Below are 17,406 nucleotides of genomic sequence, written 5' to 3' on the forward strand. Positions count from 1 at the left end.
GCCCTGAAACGGCCGCCGGCCCGGCGACCGGCCCGAACGACCGTCAGACCCAGACGAAGTCCAGCAAGCGGAGATCGGCCACGCCTCCGTTGGCGAGGGCGACACCGGCCATGGCGGAGAAGAGGAGGAGCGAGCCAAACAGTCGGCCCAGTCTACGACCAGACATGATTGCTCCTGTCGAAGATGACAAGGGGATGGTGAGACTTCACGATCGTGCCACAGGGCCGGCAAGCAGGAAAGCGGCGGGACGCGGCGCGGCACGGGCGCAGGGCAGGTTTCGCCGTTCGGCCCACGGCCCTCGGCACACCCGGCCAGATCAGGGCCGTGATGAGTCGACGAAGCCCTTCATCCACTGCGGATTCCGACGTTATCCGCAAACCGATCATCTGCTCACCGTCGGTGACCACTCGCGGGCAGACCGGGCACGGGTGGTCGCCACCTCGCACACCCGGCCATAGGTCACCATACATGTATGCGCCCGAAAGCCGCACTTTCGGTGTCGGCAATCCGTCGCTCCGCGCGCCCTGGTTCCGTGCACCGCCCCGGATCACTGTCGCCCCGGCGTCCCGGCCATCAGCGGCTCGTCGTGGCGTCGGCGTCGTGATGCCGGCCCCGGCCGGCACCCGCCCTCGGCAGACGCCGTGACCGACACGTGGAGTGCCACACCACGGCCGACTGACCGGCGGGAGTTTAGCGAGAGTTCGATCACGAACCGGGCGAGAAGTGCGCGGTCAGGCCCACCACTTCGGGTACCAGCGCAGAACCTCTTCCGCAGGCTTCGGCGGCCTGGATTCCCTCTCCCGCCAGGCGGCGACAGCGGCCGGCCCGTGAAACAGGAACAGTCCGGCGGCGAGGAGCAGCGACGCGACCCTGTCGGACCAGCCCAACCACAACCCACTGCCCGACGCGAGTCCGAGCAGGAGCCCGACGTGCTGCGGCGCCCGGAGACGCGGACGCTTGATGCGGTGAGTCTGGGTCTGATCGACAGAGGGAGGTCGGGTCCCCGAAGTTCGTCATGTCCCCGTAGCCGCCGACGAGCACTGCGATGGACTGGAACGAGAACGGCCCCGGAGTGCGTTTCCGCAGCTCACGGGGCCGTTGTTGCACCTGGTGGCGGGTAGAGGATTCGAACCTCTGTAGCTTTCGCGACGGATTTACAGGGCGTCCGCGATCACGGGCCTTTCAGCATCACTGAGCTGCTGCTTCTGTCCCACCACCCAGTGCCGACCGGCCGACCGCCCACCATCTGCCCACCGCCCTCAGACATGCCGGGCGGAAGCCGCTCCATCCGAAGATCACCACATCTCATCCAAGGTGGCCAACCGCCGCCGGAACCTACGAGCATCCCGCTTCGGGAGCACACAACACACAAGTTCGAGCAACGCCCGCACTTCGAAGGGTGCGAGGGGTTGGGCATACATCTTGTCGCCCGCCAGGTACTCAAGATCACGGACGCGGTGAGCTGGATGCCGCACCATCTCCTCCCAGAGCAGCAACAGCTCAGCCGTCGCACCGGGCAGCAGCCGACCGCGTTCGAGCCGAGCGATCACAGACAACCCTCGGCCGGATAACCCAGGAATCACCGAGAAGCTGTAGCCCGGGCTCCAAGGCGCGGACACCAACCAGGATGCGGAAGATCGAAGCCGAAGCTCCGCAGGCCGTCTACGCGGCATGTTCCCTTCGAGAAACGGACATGACCAGATCCTCCCACAACGGCTGTTCGTGTTCATCCGAGCGCATCGCCGATCTTGTCGTTCATGGTGTCGTCTCCCCCGTCGATGCAGTTGGCGTAGACGCGGAGCAGAACGGCGACGCCGTGGCCCAGGCGCCGGGCGACCTCGGTCGGCGGGACGCCGGCATTCAGCCAGAGCGAAGCTGCGGCGTGACGTAGGTCATAGGGACGACGGGCCAGCGGCGAGGCCGCCTGAGCCTCGGTCAGCGCTTTCTCCCGGGCGAGCTTCCACCACCGGTCGTAGACCGACTCGGAGAGCGGCCCGCCGTGGAGGCCCCGGAAGAACCGACCATCCGGGCCAACGCCGTGATTCTCGACGTGCGCGCACAGCAGCTCGACCAGCCGGGGCGGGATCGGAACGGTCCGAGTTTCCTGCCGCCCCCGGTGCTTGAGGCCGCGCCGCTCGTGCGAGCCGCCATGATCGGTCCAGTGCGAGCCGGCGCGGGGCGAAGTGCCGGCGAGCACCAGGCGACCCCAGCGGTATTCGATCTTCTCGTGATCGCAGGTCCCAGACGGCTTGACCGCCGCCAGGTCGTCGAAGTCGGCCCCACAGCCGACGCACCGGCCGGGCAGGTCGCAGTCGTCCCGTCGGAGGTCGGCCGCTTCCGAGGGGCGCATGCCCGCGTAGTAGAGGCAGCCGAAGAACGCGGTGACCTTGTCGGCCCGTTTGCCGAGAGATTTCACCGCCTCCAGCAGCGCGGCGACCTGGGTCGGGCTCGCCACCACCCGCCGGTCGATGGACTGGGCGACCTCCGGGGCAGTCCACTGCACCCGGTCGACCGGGTTGGAGTCGATCAACTCCAGCTCGACGGCGTACCCGAGCACGTTGTAGAAGGTGGCCCGCTTGCGCTGGACCGTGGAGGCAGCCGCGGGCTTGCCGTCGAGGCGTACGCACAGGCTGTCGAGGACCCGGCGGACCATCGCGGGTGAGTCCAGCTCGACGACCGGCAGGGACGCGGTTTCCAGCCAGGCCAGCGCCGCCGCGTGTTCGGCCGGGATCTCTTCGGACCAGCGACGCGGGTTGAGCCCGTAGAGGTACAGCGCCTCACGGAGCAGAGCGGCATCCGGTCGACCCCGTTTGGTGGGCCGGGCCAGGGTCACCGTGATGGAGGTCAGCGCCTCGACGATCGACCGCCGGGTCTTGGCCGCCGCCCGTGGCCACTTCATCTCGACGTACGCGCGGCTGTGCGCGTACCAGGTGGTGGGGTTCTTGGTCCTCGCCTCGGACACCGGGCGACCGGTTGCCGGGTCGAAGGGCTCCCCCGCGTTGGCCGCCTGGACCAGCTCGGCGCGGAACGAGTGCGCCAGGGCCTTGGTACGGAACATTTCCTCAAAGCGCTGGCCAGCCACTGCCCAGCGGACCCGCCAGGGCCGAGCCTTCCGGTCGGCGCGCTTGGTGATCTCCCAGATCTGGACCTCGTAGCTCTTCATGCCGCGTCCTACTCCAGCTCACCGAGCCACCGCCCGAGCGCCGACCGGCGAACCCGTAGCTGCCCGTTCGGAAGCTTGATCACCCGTGGCCCCTTGCCGGTCTGCCGCCAGTAGAACCAGGTCGAGCGCGGTACGCGCAGCTCGGCGAGCACTTCCGGCACGGTCAAAAGCTCCTCGTTCAATGCGCCTCCTCCCCCATGTCCTGTGCCTCGTGCTGAGTTGCCGAAAGATCTGGTGACCCCTGGGCGGCCCGGTCCTTGGCGGCGAGCAGTTCGGCCCGCCAGCGGGCGCGTTCGCTGATCGAGCGCATGAGCCGGTGAGACAGCGGCCCCACGTCGGGGTCGTCGGGCCGGGCGAGTTCCCAGGCGTGCCGGACCCGCTCGGCGGTGTCGCCCTGATCGTCGACGAGCTGCCCGATGCCGCCGGCTGTGGCGCTGTCGGTGGTGGCGCCAAGCAGGGCCCGGACCCAGGCCCGTACGTCGTGCTTGTGGTCGGCGAGGGTCTTGCCGGACCAGTCGCGGGAGATGAGGATGCGCCGGCCGCCAATGCCGAGGGTGTCTCGCTGGTGGACCTTGCCCTTGCAGCGGCCGGGCTTGAGCTTGGCGTGTGCCTTGCGCGGCTGGACGCCGTAGAGCAGCCAGTTGGCGCACCGGTCGGTGCAGGGCGTTACCTGGAGTTGCTGCCAGAGCCGGTCGAGGTGCATGCGTTGCCGGTCGGTGGTCGCCTTGTGGCAGTCCCCGGTGTGCTTGGTGATGTATTTCGTGACGTACCGGATGGTCCGTTCAGCGTCCTCGGTGCCGGGCATGACGCCGCGGGCGTCGACCTGAGCGCCGAAGCGGACGACGTGTACCGGCTCGGCTTTCGGGTCGTCGTCGATGGCGTCGAGGGCTTCCGTCCAGGTGGTCAGCGGCTCGCGGGTATCCGGGTCGACCCACGCCGCTGCCTGCTCGTCCCAGACGGGGAGCCGGTCGAGGGCGTACCGCTGGACGTCGACCGCCGGCCACCACACCTGGTGGTAGGTCGCTGCCGCCACGGTGCGCAAGACATCCCGGGGGATGGTGCCCCGGATGGCGAAGTGCGCGTGTGGGGCGAGTCGGCGTTGCGGCTCGACGCAGCCGGCGTACTGGACGTTCCAACCCTCGCAGCGGCGCAGGTTCTGCCAGAACCGGTCGAGCAGCCGGGGGAAGTGCACGGCGTCCCAGGCCGCCCGGCGGTAGTCGTACCGGTCGACGGTTGACCGGGGTGCCGTCCGGGCGGACCGGGCCGTACGAGTCGAGCGTGAGCGTGAGCCACATCGACGGCCGGTAGGTCGAGCCGTCCGGGGCGGTGTAGGTCTTGCCGACGGTACGCCGCTCGACCTTGCGTCGGGGCAGGTCGGGGGCATCCTGACGGCGCTTGGTGGAGCGCTTGCGCCGGCGACCGGGCTCGTCGTCCTGGTCCTCGTCGACGCCCGTGTGGGGTGGGCCGACGCGCCCGCGCAGGCCCTCAGCGGCGATGGCCTCTTCCACCTCGCGGATCGCCTCGTCGATGTCGGCGGCCTGGTCCCACTGGGCGGCGCGTACCGCCTCGTCACGCGAGAACTCCAGGTGTGCCCGGAAGAGGATCAGCGACTTCTGCGCCTCGGTCGCGGGTTCCGGGCCGGGTAGGGGCTCGTCGTCGCGGTGCCAACCCTCGCGGATCTGGGCCTGCCGCAGCCGGCGGTTCTTCTTGGCGCACGGCGGACACTTGTCCTCGCGCGTCGCGCCGCAGGGCAGGTCGATGACTTCGGTCAGGCCAGTGTCGAGGTCGGTGCGGCGCATGGCCAGCGGCCGGATGCAGACGCCGTACTCGGTGGCGATCTGCTTGAGCACGTCGACCGAGCGGGGCAGCGCCATGCGGGCCGCCCGCGACCCCGGCCGAGGAGCAACCGGGGCCGGGGCGGCAGGGGCGAGGCCGGGCAGGGTCGGAGCCGTCATCGGATGATCCCCACGACCTGCGGCCGGCTGGGCTGTGCGACGCCGAGCGGAGGCAGCACCGCGGCCGGGGTCGTCGGCACCACGGGAGCCGGCGGCGCGGGCTCGACCTGTTCCGGCTCGTCGTACCAGTCGGCCTGTGGCTGGCTCGGCTCGGGTGCCGGCGGGGTGGCCGATGCGCTGGACAGGACGACCTTGACCAGGGCGAGGAAGGCCAGCGACGGCACGGCCGCGACGATCCAGCCCCAGATGGACGGTTCGGCTTCCGCGACCTGGGCGGCGAGGGAGAGCAAGGCGAACGCGACCAGGAGCACGCCGACCAGGCCGACCGGTCGACCAGCTCGACGCCGGGCGCGGATCTCCAGCCCGAGGTAGATGGCCATCAGCTCGACCGCCACCGCGTTGGCCCAGCCGATCCAGTCGGGCTGGCCGTGCGCGACGGTCAGATCGTGGACGTGGGTGAAGGCAGCGGCACCGGCCATGATCCCGACCGCGAGCAGGATCAGCAGGCGGGCGCCGGACTCGGCACGAGCGCGGATCACGGCTGCTCTCCTTCCTGACGCAGGTCACGGGCGATGCGTGCGCCCTCGACGGCCCGGAGTGCGCGGATTGCGTGGGTGGGACAGCCCCAGGCCCGCTGGCCGGACAGGTCGACGACTTCCACGACCCCGGGCAGGGTGCAGTTCGGCTGGTCGGCGGTGGTGAGGATGCAGGCGTTCATCGGTCGTCCAGCCGGTCACGGACGACGATGGTGATGCGGATGCGCTGCCCGTCGAGGTCGTGGCGGCGGTGGACCATGTGGGCCAGGCCGTGCAGGGCAGCGGCGAGCCGGTCCGGGGAGCCGTTCAGGTCGATGTGCAGCGGCTTGAGTCGGTGGGTGCCGAGGAAGAAGCGCTTGAGGGACATCGGGGTTACCTCCGGGCCGGGGCGACGCGGGTACGAATGTGGTCGGGCGGCTCGCCGAGGGAGGCGACCGCTTCGGAGAGGCAGCGCCACAGCGCCCACGCCTCGTCGGGGGTCAGGTGCATGCGGCGCCGGCCGCCACCGACAGCGAGATAAACCGGGTACGGGTCCGGCCGGTCGGGGTCGACGCGCACGGACACGGCGGTGCTGGTCGCGCCGTCGGGGTTCGGAGCGCGGAGCCGGTAGAAGGTCGGAGCAGTCACCGCGGCTCACCCCCGTCGCTGTCGCGGTCGAGGAAGGTGAGCAGCGAGTCCGGCAGCAGCGGCCCACGAGGTGGCCGAGGCAGCGCCGGCCGGGTCGGCTCGTCGGCGGTCTCCCGGCCGACCTGGGCGAGGATGTCCGCCGCGTCAGCCGGGGCCGGGTAGTCGGCGGCCAGCTCCCGGATGTGGTCGTCGGAGACGTACGAGAAGCGGACCCGGGCCGGTTCCGGCGTGCCGTCGAGGATCACGTACCCGACGCCCTTCGCCCACCGGGGCATCTGATCGGCCAGGGCGCCCCGGTTACGGGCACCGTCGCCCAACACGAGGTCGACCTGAGCCGCCTCGGTCAGCCCGAGCGCGATGCGGGTCGGGAACAGGTCGCGGAACGGCAGCACCTCCTTACGCGGGTCCTGCAGCGCGGCCACCACCAGGACGCCGACCCCGGCACCCTGCGACAGCAGCAGCCCCAGCGAGGACGCGATGCGCTTACGCAGCTCGACGTCTTGGAGGTACGCGGTCAGCGCGGCCATCTCGTCGATGACGACCACGACCAGGGGGTCAGCCTCGGTCGGGGTGTGCACCCGCACCGCGCCGGCCAGGCGGGTTTGCCGCTCCCGCATCACCGCCACGGCCTCGTCGAGCAGGTCCGCCATCGCCTCGAAGGACTTGCAGGCGAACCGGGCGAACAGCGGCCGGCCCATGGCGAACTCCATGCCACCCTTGGGGTCGATCACCCACAACCGCACCAGCCCTGAGGTGATCCCGCCGGCCAGTGCCCGCACCAACGACCACAGCACCGACCCCTTACCGGACCGGGTGGCACCCCCGATCAGCACATGCGTGGCGAGCAGGTGCAGGCACCAGTGCCGCAGATCCTCGCGACGGGCCAGCGGCAGCGCGGTGAAGTCCGGCACCGACGGCACGTCGAACGGCTTCACGACCGTCCGCAGCGCATCCGTACGGACCACCACCAGGTAGACCAGCGAGGGCCGGTCGCGGTACCGCAGCCGGTCCACCGCCGACAGCACCAGCGCCCAGTAGCCGGTACGCACCGGCGGCTCCCCCGGGCGCTCCGAGTAGACCCGGGCGTGTCGACGGCCGAAGGCGTACGCCAGGTTTGCGGTGACCCGCTGGAACTCCTCCGGCGTCTGGCCACGCACCATGCGGACGGTCAGTACGTCCAGCGCCTGATCCGACCGCACCCGCAGCAACTGCGGCAGGACGACGCGATGGTCATACGTGCGGGTCAGCCCGCACAGAGTCATGGCCTCTCGCCAGGCCCGTCGGTAGACGAACACCTGACGGAACCGACCGAGCAGCGGACCCGCGCACCAGGCCCACCAGGACGCCTCGTGCTTCCACCGCCATACCGCCGACACGAAGCCGGTCAGGACCAGCGGCACGATCAGCCCGGACCGGCCGAACTCCCGGTAGAGCAGCACGCCGGCCAGCACCAGGCCGACGGTGACCGGGTGGCGAAGGCACCACCACAGCCCCCGGCACAGCCACCGCAGCACCAGGCCGAACGCGATCAGCCAAAGCGGCAGTTCCAGCCGGCGTGGCCGGATCACCATCAAATCCCCGGCCGTGGTCATCACGACCTCACCACGCGGCCGGCGGATCATCGCGCACCCCGCACAGCCGCCATCAGCACCCGCCCGAAGGCAGGCATACCCTTGGACACGTCGCTACCTCTCTCGCCAGAGCAGGGGGAAGAGACAGAGGGCGGGGCTGCCGTCCGCCAAGACCTGACAGCCCCGCCCCCACTCGAAGTGGCTACGCCGCCGCCTTCTTGGCCACGCCCGCCGGGGCACGCAGCCCGGTCGCGCGCAGCGAGTACGCCATCCGGTTGTTGTTGGTCACGTAGGGCGTGACGGTCATGCCGTCGAACTCCACCGCCTCGAACGACGCACCCGTGGGCGGCACCGGCTGGTAGTCGGCGGAGATCTTCACCGTCGTCTCCCGCGACCGCTTCCCCAGCTCAGGGTCAAGGTCCATCACCCGGACCTGCCACACCCGCTGGCCGGTCACCTTGTCCTTCGCCGGGCTACGCCGGCCGGTCTTCTCGTCGTAGTCCTCGACCTCACCCAGGGACTCGGGCACCAACGCGCACCCCGCCGGAAACACGTCCTCGAACCGCACGCCGAACCGCGTGCCGCCTCGCAGAGCCATCGCTCAACCTCCAGCTTGTTGGCATGTCTGCCAAGTGAGACTCCAAGGTAGACGGCACTTGGCAGACAAGTCAACAACCTGTTTCGCCTGGCCTCATGGGGACTTCTAGTGATTTGCCTGCAAAGGATGGATATGAAAGACCCTTAATGCGACGACAAATAAATGCGCGACACCGTGTAGCGCAATTACCGAGGTTTGGTGTAGCGTTTGGGGATTTGCATTGTGGGCGGACCTGAGGTACGTTTTTGGCAAGCTGCGCAGCAATGGACCCTCCCCCTTTTGAAGAGAGAGAAGTATGCTTTCTTTGAACGTGTCGCTGAAGGTTTCGCGGGCCACTGTCGTCTGCATTGCAATGGTTTTGATGGCTACGCTTCAGCTGATTTCCGTAGCCGGCTAAACCCTAGTCATGGACTTACCCAGGGAGAACGGGTAGGGCTACCACTCCCTGGGTAAGAGCCCGACATGACTGAAGGGAAGCAGGTTGCGAGCGTTGATGAAGGGCATGCCCGTCCGCGTGGACTCGACGATAAGACCGTTGAAGCCTTGGGTGAGCTGAGTAAAGCGCTGGAGACGATCCACCGGGTACGGGGGCACCTGTATTCGGCCCACCAGCTCGTCGGCGGGGCGGACCTGACCCTTGACCGGGTGGTAATGCTGCTCCGCGAGGCGGGGCACGACGAGGTGGCCGACCGGGTCGAGCACGAGCTGTTGGGGCGCAACGTGCTACCCGGGCGGTGGACGTTCCAAATCGTGGAGGAGTTCGACGACGGCTACTACGCGGCGTTCCAGGAGATTGAGCGGGGCGCCCGGGAACGCTTGGCCGGCGGACGGCGGCACATCTACGAGGCAGAGATGAAGCAGCGGCGGCGTACCCACGGGATGCCGGGGCACGAGGCTACGCCAGAGGCGTGAGCGGTAGGCCGTGCGGGAGCATTGAGGCTAGGGCGTTGGCTCTGGCCTCGACGATCCTCATGCGCGCCTGATACTCGGCTGGTTCCCGGTGTGCTGCGTGGCCGGTGACCTGACCGGGCCACTTGCGGTAGAGCAGGCCGTATTCGCGGGTGAAGTAGCCCTCGCTGACCGCGTTTGCGGCGAGCAGCAGGCCGGTATCCTCGGAGGCGGGCAGGGCCATCCAGCCGCCCAGGGCAAAGACGAGATCCCGCCGCAGGCACAGGGTCGCCGGATGCACGGATGCCCGGTAGTCGTTGGCCTGCCAGAACGACAGGACGGCACCGCGGGCGATGAGGCCGCCGGCCGGGTCCTTGTCCCATCCGGCGGTCGACCCGTCGGGCAGCAGGTCGAGTACCCGCGAGGTGGTCCAGCCGATCTGCGGGTGCGCGTCGAACGCGGCGATGTCCCGGGCGAGCGCGCCGGGGGTCAACTGGTCGTCAGCGTCCAGGACCTTGATGAGTTCTCCGGAAACTCGGGAAAGGGCGAGGGTACGGGCAACACCAGGCCCGCCGGCGCGGCCGGAGCCGACACTGATCCGGGGATCGTCGGGCAGCACGTCGACCAGGGCGCCGGTCTGCCCGTCCTCCTGGACGAGCCACTGCCAGTCCCAGCCACCGGGCATCTCCTGCTTCACCAGCGACGCGTAGGTGTCCGCCAGATACGGGATGCTGGGCGTGTGAACCGGAGTGATCACTGAGACGAGCTGAGTCAAGTTTTCCACCTTAGCAAGTGGTGCGAGTAGACAAGCTCCGTCCGGTCACCCGGCATCACCACGTCGGCGACCTCGACGACCCGGCCGGTGGTGTCGATCGAGGTCTTGCGCACAGTGAGCACGGAGACGCCCGGGTCGATGTCCAACAGCTCGGCCTCATCCGGTGACGGCGGACGGGCACGGATCTCGTCTTCGATCCGGTCCAGCTCGATGCCGAGCGTATAGAGCTGATGCTGCGTGCCCCCAGGCCAGGGCTCCTTGCCCGCGTCGAGCAGGTCCGGGTTCGCGGCCACCAGGTCATAGGGCAGGTAGGAGTACGACATGGTCAACGGCGCGTTCTCGTGCCGGGAGGAGGTCCAGTAGACCCTGCGCAGCAGCGGGGTACCTGGCTCGACCCGCAGCGCCGCCGCCATGTCCGCATCCGCTTCCACGCGGGTGTACTCGGCGTGGAACTTGAGGTCATCGACGGTCAGGCCGGTGTCGTGCTCGATGGCGCCGGTCTTCAACCGCTCGGCCTCGTCGAGCAGGACCCGGTCCTTCTCCCACTGGTAGCGCTCGGCGTTGCGACGGCGTACCCGCTGGCGGGGTGCCCGCACATAGGTGCCGCGCCCCTGCTCCGCGCGGACCAGGCCCCATTCCCGGAGCTGCCGGATCGCGTTGCGCACGCTGGTGCGAGACAGGCCGGACGACTCGGCTAGCTCCGTCTCGCTCGGCATCAGCGTGCCGGGGGCCAGCTCCCCGCTCATGATCTTCGCCCGCAACTCCTCCGCGAGTTGCAGGTAACGAGGGCGCCAGTCCCGGCCATGCACACCGGTCACCGTACCCCCTAGACGTTCCAACGTCTGCCAGGTGGTCCCCCCGGCCGGCCGCTCGGGTACCGGGGTGATGGCCGCCGCGGGCCGCTTCGTCTGCTGCCTGCTCAGCGAGGGCCTTAGGCTGGTGAGCCGCCGGTCAGTGGTGCTCATCGTCGCTCTCCAGAGGCCGACCTTTGGTCATCATCATCAGCCGGGCATAGGTCAGTTCGTAGATGAGCCGGTCCAGCTGGACCCGGGAGAGCAGGATCGATTGGGTAGCACCGTTCCTGGTCGCGTCGAGCTTCACGGCCAGGTCCCGACGCGCGAACCGGTCGAGCAGCAGTTGGAGGCTGATCCATCCGGTGCGCTCCCGCCCGATGGTGGCGGTCATGCCTCGGTGCATCGGATCATTCGGCCCGCAGCCCCGGCACCACTTCGGGCACGTGGCCGGCGCGGCCGACGGCCTGCTCTCAGCCGCACCCCGGCGCTTACTCATCGTCGCTCCCGGCATGGCCGCCGGCCTGGGCAAGCAGACCCCGAAGCCGCTCGACCAGTTGGGCGGCCTGCGCCAGCGACAGTTCAGCCCAGGCGTTCCCGGCCCGGCACGTCGCGTGCATCGCGATCAGCGGCGCTCGGTCGTCGGCACCGATGAGGTACGTGACCACGACGCCGCCGGCCCTGGTGTCGCCGAACCGGTACATCGGGCCGCGATGACGGCGCGCCATGTGCGTCATCAGCGGCGGCACCAGGTGGCCACAGCGGTCCGGGGCGCACCAGTTCGGGTGGCTGGTGACGCCGGCCGGCTTGCTCGTACGCGTCATCGTGGCCACCGCCCACCATTGCCCCGATAGATCTGCCCAAGGGTCATCAGCGGTGCGTTCCGCAGCACGGGCAGTTGCCGCGTCGGCCCCACCGACCACGACGGAGAGGCCGGGACGGGCACCGGGCGTGGAGCCGGTGGCATGTTGCTCCTGGCGGTCCTAGGCAGCGGACGCCTCCGAGACCACCAGGACGAGAACCAGCGGCACCGACGATGAGAGCCAGACATCGCACCTCCACAGGTAGACGGGGACCGGTGGCCGACCACGGGGGAATGCAGCCGGCCACCGGCCCGGATGAAGGCACGGCGCACCGTCCGACGCCGGACGGGTCGGGTAATCGCCGAGCCAACTTGTCCGCGCGGCTACCGCAACCGGTCCGACAGGACGCCGCGCGTCAGGTGCGACCAGGGCCGACACGGCACCACCCCTGATACGAGCCGTCACCATGGCCGCACATCAGGAAACGTATCTACAAGTGGATGAGTTGTCTAGTCGTCGAAACGGGTCACTTGGTTGGCACTTGGTAAGACAAGTGCCAGGTACGGTGAGCAGGTGCCCACCCCGCACTACGGACAGCCCCGCTATCGCGTCATCGCCGACGAACTGAGGGAACGCATCGAGAGCGGCACCATCTCGCCCGGAACCCTTCTACCAACCGAGAGCGTGCTCACCGCCGAGTTCCGGGCAAGCCGCGGCACAGTCCGCCAAGCCATAGCGGTTCTGCGCGACGAGCGCTTGGTCGCCACCGAGCACGGTCGCGGCACCTATGCGACTCCCCGCCGAAACGAGAGCGGATCAGACGAGAGATCCGACACGGAAACACGACAGCGCGAAGTCGCCGCAGACCCGGAGCTTGCGGCCCTTTTCGCTGTCGAGGTGGGTACAACCCTGGTCGAACAACAGAGCGCCACCCGAACGAACGGAGCCGTCGCAACGGTCGTCAGAACCTACCGACTGCTTCACACAAAGCAGTAGCGCCCGTTCGCACCTTCGATACGTCTTCAAGGCGGCCCTTGACGGGCCGCACGCGCCGCCGCCAGGGCGCGCGCCGGCCGCTGCCGCTGGCGCTCTGCGGCCGTCACGCCGGATGCCCGGCGACTGGCGCGGACAGCGGGAAGCCCGGAGGGCCGCCGTAGACCGACAGACCGTTGACGGGTGAGGTGGTGGGCCGGCAGCCGGCAGGGCGCGGCGGCCGTCACGCCACCGCGCCGTAGGACGAGTCACCGCCGGCCGTGGTGGGGATGCGACGCGGAGTGTGCGGGGCCACCCCTCCAAGGTCAAGGGCGCTCGCGTCGCTACGCGACGGCCCTGCGGGCCGCCCTTGACCCCGGAGCCTCTGCGACCCCTCGGGCCGGCGTTGCCGGCAGGCCAGGGGCCTGCCCGGGGTCCACGCGCCGCATCCCCACCACAGCCTCGTCGGCAGGGCCCGCGCCCCACCAAGCGATCCGTCAAGGCCCGCTTGACAGTCATCGGGCCCGCCTTGGCGCCGTGCGAAATCGCACCTACTACGGCTCCGACATCGATCGTCCGCTTGTCCCTAAGAGCGTGTTTGAGATCGGGTTGATCAGGTCCAGGTGAAGGTGCGGCGGGCTTGACGGCGTGCGGGTTGGCCGCGGGTGATGCGGCGGGTCATGCCGGCGATGGCGGCCCAGCGGATGAGGGCTTCTGAGACGGAGGGGTGCCGTTCGTAGTCGCGGGCCAGCCGGCGGGAGACGGTGAGCCAGGCCAGGGTGCGTTCCACGACCCAGCGGCGTGGGTGAACGGCGAAGCCGCGCTGGCCGGCGGGTTTGCGGACGATCTCCAGCGTGGTGCGCAGGGTGTCGCGGGCCCAGTCGACCAAGCGGCCGGCGAAGCCTTGATCGGCGAAGACGTGCCGGACCGGGGTGAGCATGTAGGCACTGAGCAGGGCGGTCTTGGCGCCGTCGCGGTCCTGCCAGCTCGCGGCGAGCACCGTCACGCTGACCAGCAGGCCCAGAGTGTCGGTGACGATGAACCGCTTGCGGTTGACCTTCTTGCCCGCGTCGTAGCCCCGGCTGTCCCGGCCGACCGTGTCGGCGCCCTTCACGCTCTGGGAGTCGATGATCCCCGCCGACGGTTGCAGGTCACGGCCCTGCTGCACCCGCGCCTTGATCCGCAGCGTGGCCAGGAGTTTCTCGGTGACGCCGGCTTCTTCCCATCGTGTGAAGTACCAGTACACCGTCTGCCAGGGCGGCAGGTCAGCAGGCAGGTACCGCCACGGGCACCCCGACCGCACCACGTACAGGATCGCGTTGACGATCTCCCGCCGCGGATGCTTCTCCCGGCGGCCGTCTGTGTTCGGCTCCGGAAGCAGCGGCTCGATCAGCGCCCACTGGGCATCGGTCAGGTCGGACGGGTAGCCACGGCGTGCAGACAACGGACCACACTGCCCATCTCGCCGGCGGAAGTCATGCCACCACGCCGTCCACAACAGGCCTTCTCAAACACGCTCTAAGCCGGCCCCGTACTTCTTTTCAACCCATCGCCTATCGGCGGCGTTCAGCCCGAAGAGGCTAAAAACCGCGATGTCAATGGCTGCGCGGGCTCCGGCGATCTTCCGCGCCAAGACCGTCCTTTCATGCGGAGTGGTGGCTTTCCTCATCCGCGAAAGTGCGAGCTCAATTTCCTCTCCTTGTTCAATCATGCGATCGCGGACGGACCGAGCCGCCTTCCCCTCGATAAGAGGCACTGGAAGTGCCTTCAGGTAGGGCGAACTGAACTTGCGATAGCCGCCCTGGAAAGCTGGCGAGTTTTCAGTCGCGAATACGGAGAGAGCTTTAGAATTCAACAGCGCCAGCAGATAGCGAACGTCTACAGTTCCCGGCCGGGGAGCTACGCCAGCGACGCCTGCCGTGCCAGTTGCGAATAGGTCGCCGTTCCCTCTGGCGAAGTTTGCGACGTCGCTAAGGCAGGGTGTCAGGAGATGTGACGTTTGAAAGAACCGAGCTCGTTCGACGTACATCAAGCCGTACCACTTCCCAGAAAGCTCAGCAGCAGACTTGTTGAACCAGACTCGGGTCCCGAGAGCCGCCTTGTGCCGCGACAGATAGGCCCAGGCGTTGGGGAAGTTCCTCAACTCCTCCTCGCTCATTAACTCGAATTCGTCGCCTGCATTCCGGTACGGAAATAGCGCCAGCTTTGCGCCAGGTAGGATTTGGAATCCTCGGACGTCTCTCCCTCGAAGGAGCGGAGTGAGCAACTCGCTCTCAATGCCCTCTGCGGCAGCCTGCTCCGGTGTAAAGGTCAGCAGCTTATCTGAGCCGGTTTGAACACCAGCACCAAAGCGCTCGGTGATCTGTTCGAGGGGAGCGCCGCCTATAGCCAATTTCTGGAGCACCTCTTTGCCTTGTGCATCCTGGAAACTCCAGGTGCGGCTTCCGAGATCACTTCGCGGAACGTTAAAACTCTCAGTTTCCAGTAAATTGGCAGTCAGGCGCGAATACGTTACGTCGGACCTTGCCTCTTTCTTGCTTACAAAAATGACGCAGGAGTAATTGGTGGCACGCTCGAAGATCTTCTCCAGGCCAAAGTCTTTGACGGTGTGTAGGCCCGATGTTGTAAGGAGCTCTCGAAGACTCTTGGCTGCGGACGTATGGAAAAACTTGTTGGGAATTATGAAGCCGAGCCTGCCATTCTTGGCAAGGAGCCGTAGGGCTTGCTCGACGAATACGTAGTAGAGGTCGAATTTCCCTGTGGCGCTCAGGAAGTTGTCCTTGAGGTACGGAACGGTATCGGCTACGTAGTAGCCAGCCATTAGCCATGGCGGGTTCCCGACGATCACATCGAAGCCTCGCCCGTTGGCGACTGCTGGAAACTCTAGGTCCCAGTCGAATGCATTGATGCGACGTTCGATTTCCGGAGATGGAATCAGCGCCTGGCTAGCGTGAAAGGACGTCCCTACCAGGCTGTTTCCACACTTGATATTGTCGTCGAGATTCGGTAGTGCCCGTTCGTGGAAGAGTTCCAGCTGCGAGTCGACTGAGCGCTCAGTTTCGCCTTCTAGGACCTTCAGCAGCAATGCAAGTTTGGTGACCTCGACCGCTTGAGGGTCGATATCGACCCCGTACACATGGGCCAAAAGGATCCGCTTGCGCTCGGAGGAGGTTAGACGCCACTCGCCTCGTGCTGTCTTCTCAAGCCGTGCGGGTCGAGTCCGCGTGTACCTCTCCGGGCCACTTTTCACATAGTACTCAAGGTGCCAGTCAAGAAGGTATTGGTAGACTTCAATTAGAAAGCTTCCCGATCCGCACGACGGGTCACAGACGTAAAAACCTGACTTCGACAGCTTCTCCGGTGAGGCACCTGTCAGAGGTTCCTTCATCGCAGCGCTTACGATGTCTCGAACTACACCTGTCGGAGTGTAGAAAACCCCGCCGGCCTTGCGAACCTCCGGCTTATCTTCGACTACTGCGGCTCTGCCCGAAAGGGTAATCACCTTGCCGAGGAACTGTTCGTAGACTTGCCCTAAGATGTCGGGTGGCAGCACGGCGAAATCGTAGGGGCCTTCTGGCCAGTAGAGGCGACGTACGAAACGTCGGAGAATCTCGGAGCCGATCTTGAGCTGCGGTGTAAGGGTGTCAGGGGTATCTTGGCGGTGCTCTTTCCTGAGATGGAAAAGGCCGCTGTTGTATTTCTCGTCGGCACGCCTGAACCTGTTGAGCAACTGTCGGTAGCTGTTTTCTTCGTTGACATCAGAAAGCAGTTGGCCGTACGGCTCCAGGCCCCGGTCCTCACAAACCCGCAGGAAAACGAGGCGGTCGATTGTTAGTTGGACCGCAAAATTCAGTTCCTCGGAGGAGAGCGGGTTGAGGGCGGCGAGCTCGCCAGCTAGGAGTACACGCCACTCTTCGAGTTCGGAAAGGAAAGCCTTGTCAACCCGCTGCCAGCCGCGGGCTGTGGATGTCCGCCCAAAGAATGCGGGAATGGAACCCGCAGCTACGGCGTCCCTGCTGAAACGCTCCTCAACATAGTCCCAGCGCTTTACGTAGTCCTCGACCGTAAGGTACTCCAGCAGGGCGACCGAAGCTCTGTCGCCAGCGGCCGGCGGCACTCGACAGTCGTATATCGACAGTTCCTGAAAGTCAGTTAGTAGACCAACAGCGATTTGCCCCGAGTTCCACCCGTAGCGCCTTAACTGCAGTGCCGGTGCCGGATCATCGCGAAGGCGCACCGAAGGCTTCTTCGCCTCTACGATGAACGCAGGTTCCCCGAATGCCTGGAATAGGTAGTCAGGAGCCTTTGTTTGGGCTCCCACTCTAAGCCGCGCCTCGGTGATAACCTCGCGGCTGCATTCTGGGACATTCTGATGGTTGGTGACGTCCCAACCCAGGGCTTGGAAGAAGGGGTTGAGGAAGTCGACCCGTACTCGCGCCTCCAAATAGCTCGGTGATTCGAATTCGGCACGACGGCCAAGGAATCGCTCAACCAATTCCTCGACGGCTGGCGGGACGGGCAAAGGATCCTCCGAGGGCGCGGAAGGGGCCATGTTTTCGTTCTTGTAGGCCTCAGAGCCTATCTCGCCTTGTTACACGAGGTGACCGACGACGTCTATGGGCCGTGTGGGCACAGCCGGGGTGCCGGGCTGGTCCCGGGGGTGCGCTGGGCGCGCGTTGCAGCAGCTCCTGTCGCCAGCCTCCGGCCGGCAGGCGGGTGCTCGATGC

General features: G+C 67.2%; 17 protein-coding genes and 1 pseudogene. 2 read left to right on the forward strand and 16 right to left on the reverse strand.

The annotated features are described in order from the left end of the window. Window positions 1-43: 43 nt before the first annotated feature. The 10 genes and pseudogenes from GA0070621_RS31125 to GA0070621_RS20430 form a co-directional block, all read right to left on the reverse strand. The gene (locus tag GA0070621_RS31125; RefSeq protein ID WP_269455357.1) at window positions 44-166 is read right to left on the reverse strand and encodes a hypothetical protein; all 123 of its coding nucleotides are present in this window, start codon (window positions 164-166) and stop codon (window positions 44-46) included. A 1,560-nt stretch (window positions 167-1,726) separates the two neighbouring features. Then, window positions 1,727-3,163, reverse strand: coding sequence for a tyrosine-type recombinase/integrase (locus tag GA0070621_RS20390; protein ID WP_091198350.1), 1,437 nt, complete (start codon window positions 3,161-3,163; stop codon window positions 1,727-1,729). An 8-nt stretch (window positions 3,164-3,171) separates the two neighbouring features. Then, window positions 3,172-3,345 carry a helix-turn-helix transcriptional regulator gene (locus GA0070621_RS20395; RefSeq protein WP_091198353.1) on the reverse strand — a complete coding sequence of 58 codons (174 nt, stop codon included), beginning with the start codon at window positions 3,343-3,345 and terminating at the stop codon, window positions 3,172-3,174. After that, window positions 3,342-5,118, reverse strand: a pseudogene (locus GA0070621_RS30530) (replication initiator). The gene GA0070621_RS20395 and the pseudogene GA0070621_RS30530 overlap by 4 nt, the downstream one beginning before the upstream one ends. Next, window positions 5,115-5,657, reverse strand: coding sequence for a DUF2637 domain-containing protein (locus GA0070621_RS20405; RefSeq protein WP_091198355.1), 543 nt, complete (start codon window positions 5,655-5,657; stop codon window positions 5,115-5,117). Before GA0070621_RS20405 ends, GA0070621_RS30530 begins: the two are co-directional and overlap by 4 nt. Continuing rightward, entirely contained in the window at window positions 5,654-5,836 is a 183-nt protein-coding gene (locus GA0070621_RS20410; RefSeq protein ID WP_091198358.1) for a hypothetical protein, read from the reverse strand. Before GA0070621_RS20410 ends, GA0070621_RS20405 begins: the two co-directional genes overlap by 4 nt. Then, window positions 5,833-6,021 carry a hypothetical protein gene (locus GA0070621_RS20415; protein WP_091198361.1) on the reverse strand — a complete coding sequence of 63 codons (189 nt, stop codon included), beginning with the start codon at window positions 6,019-6,021 and terminating at the stop codon, window positions 5,833-5,835. The genes GA0070621_RS20410 and GA0070621_RS20415 overlap by 4 nt, the downstream gene beginning before the upstream one ends. Before the next feature lie 5 nt (window positions 6,022-6,026). Then, window positions 6,027-6,281 (reverse strand): hypothetical protein, encoded by a 255-nt coding sequence (locus GA0070621_RS20420; protein WP_091198363.1) that lies wholly within the window; start codon window positions 6,279-6,281, stop codon window positions 6,027-6,029. Further along, window positions 6,278-7,873, reverse strand: coding sequence for an FtsK/SpoIIIE domain-containing protein (locus GA0070621_RS20425; protein ID WP_091202652.1), 1,596 nt, complete (start codon window positions 7,871-7,873; stop codon window positions 6,278-6,280). Before GA0070621_RS20425 ends, GA0070621_RS20420 begins: the two co-directional genes overlap by 4 nt. 181 nt (window positions 7,874-8,054) lie before the next feature. Next, a complete protein-coding gene (locus tag GA0070621_RS20430; RefSeq protein WP_091198366.1) occupies window positions 8,055-8,450 on the reverse strand; it encodes a transcriptional regulator in 396 nt (131 codons plus the stop codon). Between the two features lie 462 nt (window positions 8,451-8,912). On the opposite strand from GA0070621_RS20430, the gene GA0070621_RS20435 reads away from it, so the two are divergent. Then, on the forward strand, window positions 8,913-9,362 hold the full coding sequence (locus tag GA0070621_RS20435) for a hypothetical protein (protein WP_091198369.1): 450 nt from the start codon (window positions 8,913-8,915) through the stop codon (window positions 9,360-9,362). Here GA0070621_RS20435 and GA0070621_RS20440 read toward each other — a convergent pair. The 4 genes from GA0070621_RS20440 to GA0070621_RS30965 form a co-directional block, all read right to left on the reverse strand. Beyond that, window positions 9,346-10,122: a glycosyltransferase family 2 protein gene (locus GA0070621_RS20440; RefSeq protein ID WP_167667092.1), complete on the reverse strand. Its 777-nt coding sequence runs from the start codon at window positions 10,120-10,122 to the stop codon at window positions 9,346-9,348. The two genes, GA0070621_RS20435 and GA0070621_RS20440, sit on opposite strands and share 17 nt — an antisense overlap. Next, window positions 10,110-10,931, reverse strand: coding sequence for a GntR family transcriptional regulator (locus GA0070621_RS20445; protein WP_091202653.1), 822 nt, complete (start codon window positions 10,929-10,931; stop codon window positions 10,110-10,112). The genes GA0070621_RS20440 and GA0070621_RS20445 overlap by 13 nt, the downstream gene beginning before the upstream one ends. A 133-nt stretch (window positions 10,932-11,064) precedes the next feature. Next, window positions 11,065-11,298, reverse strand: coding sequence for a precorrin-4 C11-methyltransferase (locus tag GA0070621_RS20450; RefSeq protein WP_167667093.1), 234 nt, complete (start codon window positions 11,296-11,298; stop codon window positions 11,065-11,067). Between the two features lie 97 nt (window positions 11,299-11,395). After that, complete coding sequence (locus GA0070621_RS30965) at window positions 11,396-11,728, reverse strand: hypothetical protein (RefSeq protein ID WP_167667094.1); 333 nt, start codon at window positions 11,726-11,728, stop codon at window positions 11,396-11,398. 552 nt (window positions 11,729-12,280) lie between these two features. On the opposite strand from GA0070621_RS30965, the gene GA0070621_RS20460 reads away from it, so the two are divergent. After that, on the forward strand, window positions 12,281-12,703 hold the full coding sequence (locus GA0070621_RS20460) for a GntR family transcriptional regulator (protein ID WP_157740023.1): 423 nt from the start codon (window positions 12,281-12,283) through the stop codon (window positions 12,701-12,703). A gap of 589 nt (window positions 12,704-13,292) precedes the next feature. On the opposite strand, the gene GA0070621_RS20465 is transcribed toward GA0070621_RS20460, so the two are convergent. Further along, window positions 13,293-14,123: an IS5 family transposase gene (locus GA0070621_RS20465; protein ID WP_091198381.1), complete on the reverse strand. Its 831-nt coding sequence runs from the start codon at window positions 14,121-14,123 to the stop codon at window positions 13,293-13,295. A gap of 63 nt (window positions 14,124-14,186) precedes the next feature. Continuing rightward, window positions 14,187-17,231: an Eco57I restriction-modification methylase domain-containing protein gene (locus GA0070621_RS20470; RefSeq protein WP_091198384.1), complete on the reverse strand. Its 3,045-nt coding sequence runs from the start codon at window positions 17,229-17,231 to the stop codon at window positions 14,187-14,189. Window positions 17,232-17,406: the final 175 nt, after the last annotated feature.

The sequence above is a fragment of the Micromonospora narathiwatensis genome, assembly GCF_900089605.1.
Lineage (GTDB): Bacteria > Actinomycetota > Actinomycetes > Mycobacteriales > Micromonosporaceae > Micromonospora > Micromonospora narathiwatensis.

Bases quoted from the DNA above. Each gene is read 5' to 3' on its own strand.
- GA0070621_RS20410 (WP_091198358.1), bottom strand. From the start codon at position 5,836: ATGAACGCCTGCATCCTCACCACCGCCGACCAGCCGAACTGCACCCTG.
- GA0070621_RS31125 (WP_269455357.1), bottom strand. From the start codon at position 166: ATGTCTGGTCGTAGACTGGGCCGACTGTTTGGCTCGCTCCTCCTCTTC.
- GA0070621_RS20470 (WP_091198384.1), bottom strand. From the start codon at position 17,231: ATGGCCCCTTCCGCGCCCTCGGAGGATCCTTTGCCCGTCCCGCCAGCC.
- GA0070621_RS20415 (WP_091198361.1), bottom strand. From the start codon at position 6,021: ATGTCCCTCAAGCGCTTCTTCCTCGGCACCCACCGACTCAAGCCGCTG.
- GA0070621_RS20390 (WP_091198350.1), bottom strand. From the start codon at position 3,163: ATGAAGAGCTACGAGGTCCAGATCTGGGAGATCACCAAGCGCGCCGAC.
- GA0070621_RS20450 (WP_167667093.1), bottom strand. From the start codon at position 11,298: ATGACCGCCACCATCGGGCGGGAGCGCACCGGATGGATCAGCCTCCAA.
- GA0070621_RS30965 (WP_167667094.1), bottom strand. From the start codon at position 11,728: ATGACGCGTACGAGCAAGCCGGCCGGCGTCACCAGCCACCCGAACTGG.
- GA0070621_RS20430 (WP_091198366.1), bottom strand. From the start codon at position 8,450: ATGGCTCTGCGAGGCGGCACGCGGTTCGGCGTGCGGTTCGAGGACGTG.
- GA0070621_RS20435 (WP_091198369.1), top strand. From the start codon at position 8,913: ATGACTGAAGGGAAGCAGGTTGCGAGCGTTGATGAAGGGCATGCCCGT.
- GA0070621_RS20425 (WP_091202652.1), bottom strand. From the start codon at position 7,873: ATGACCACGGCCGGGGATTTGATGGTGATCCGGCCACGCCGGCTGGAA.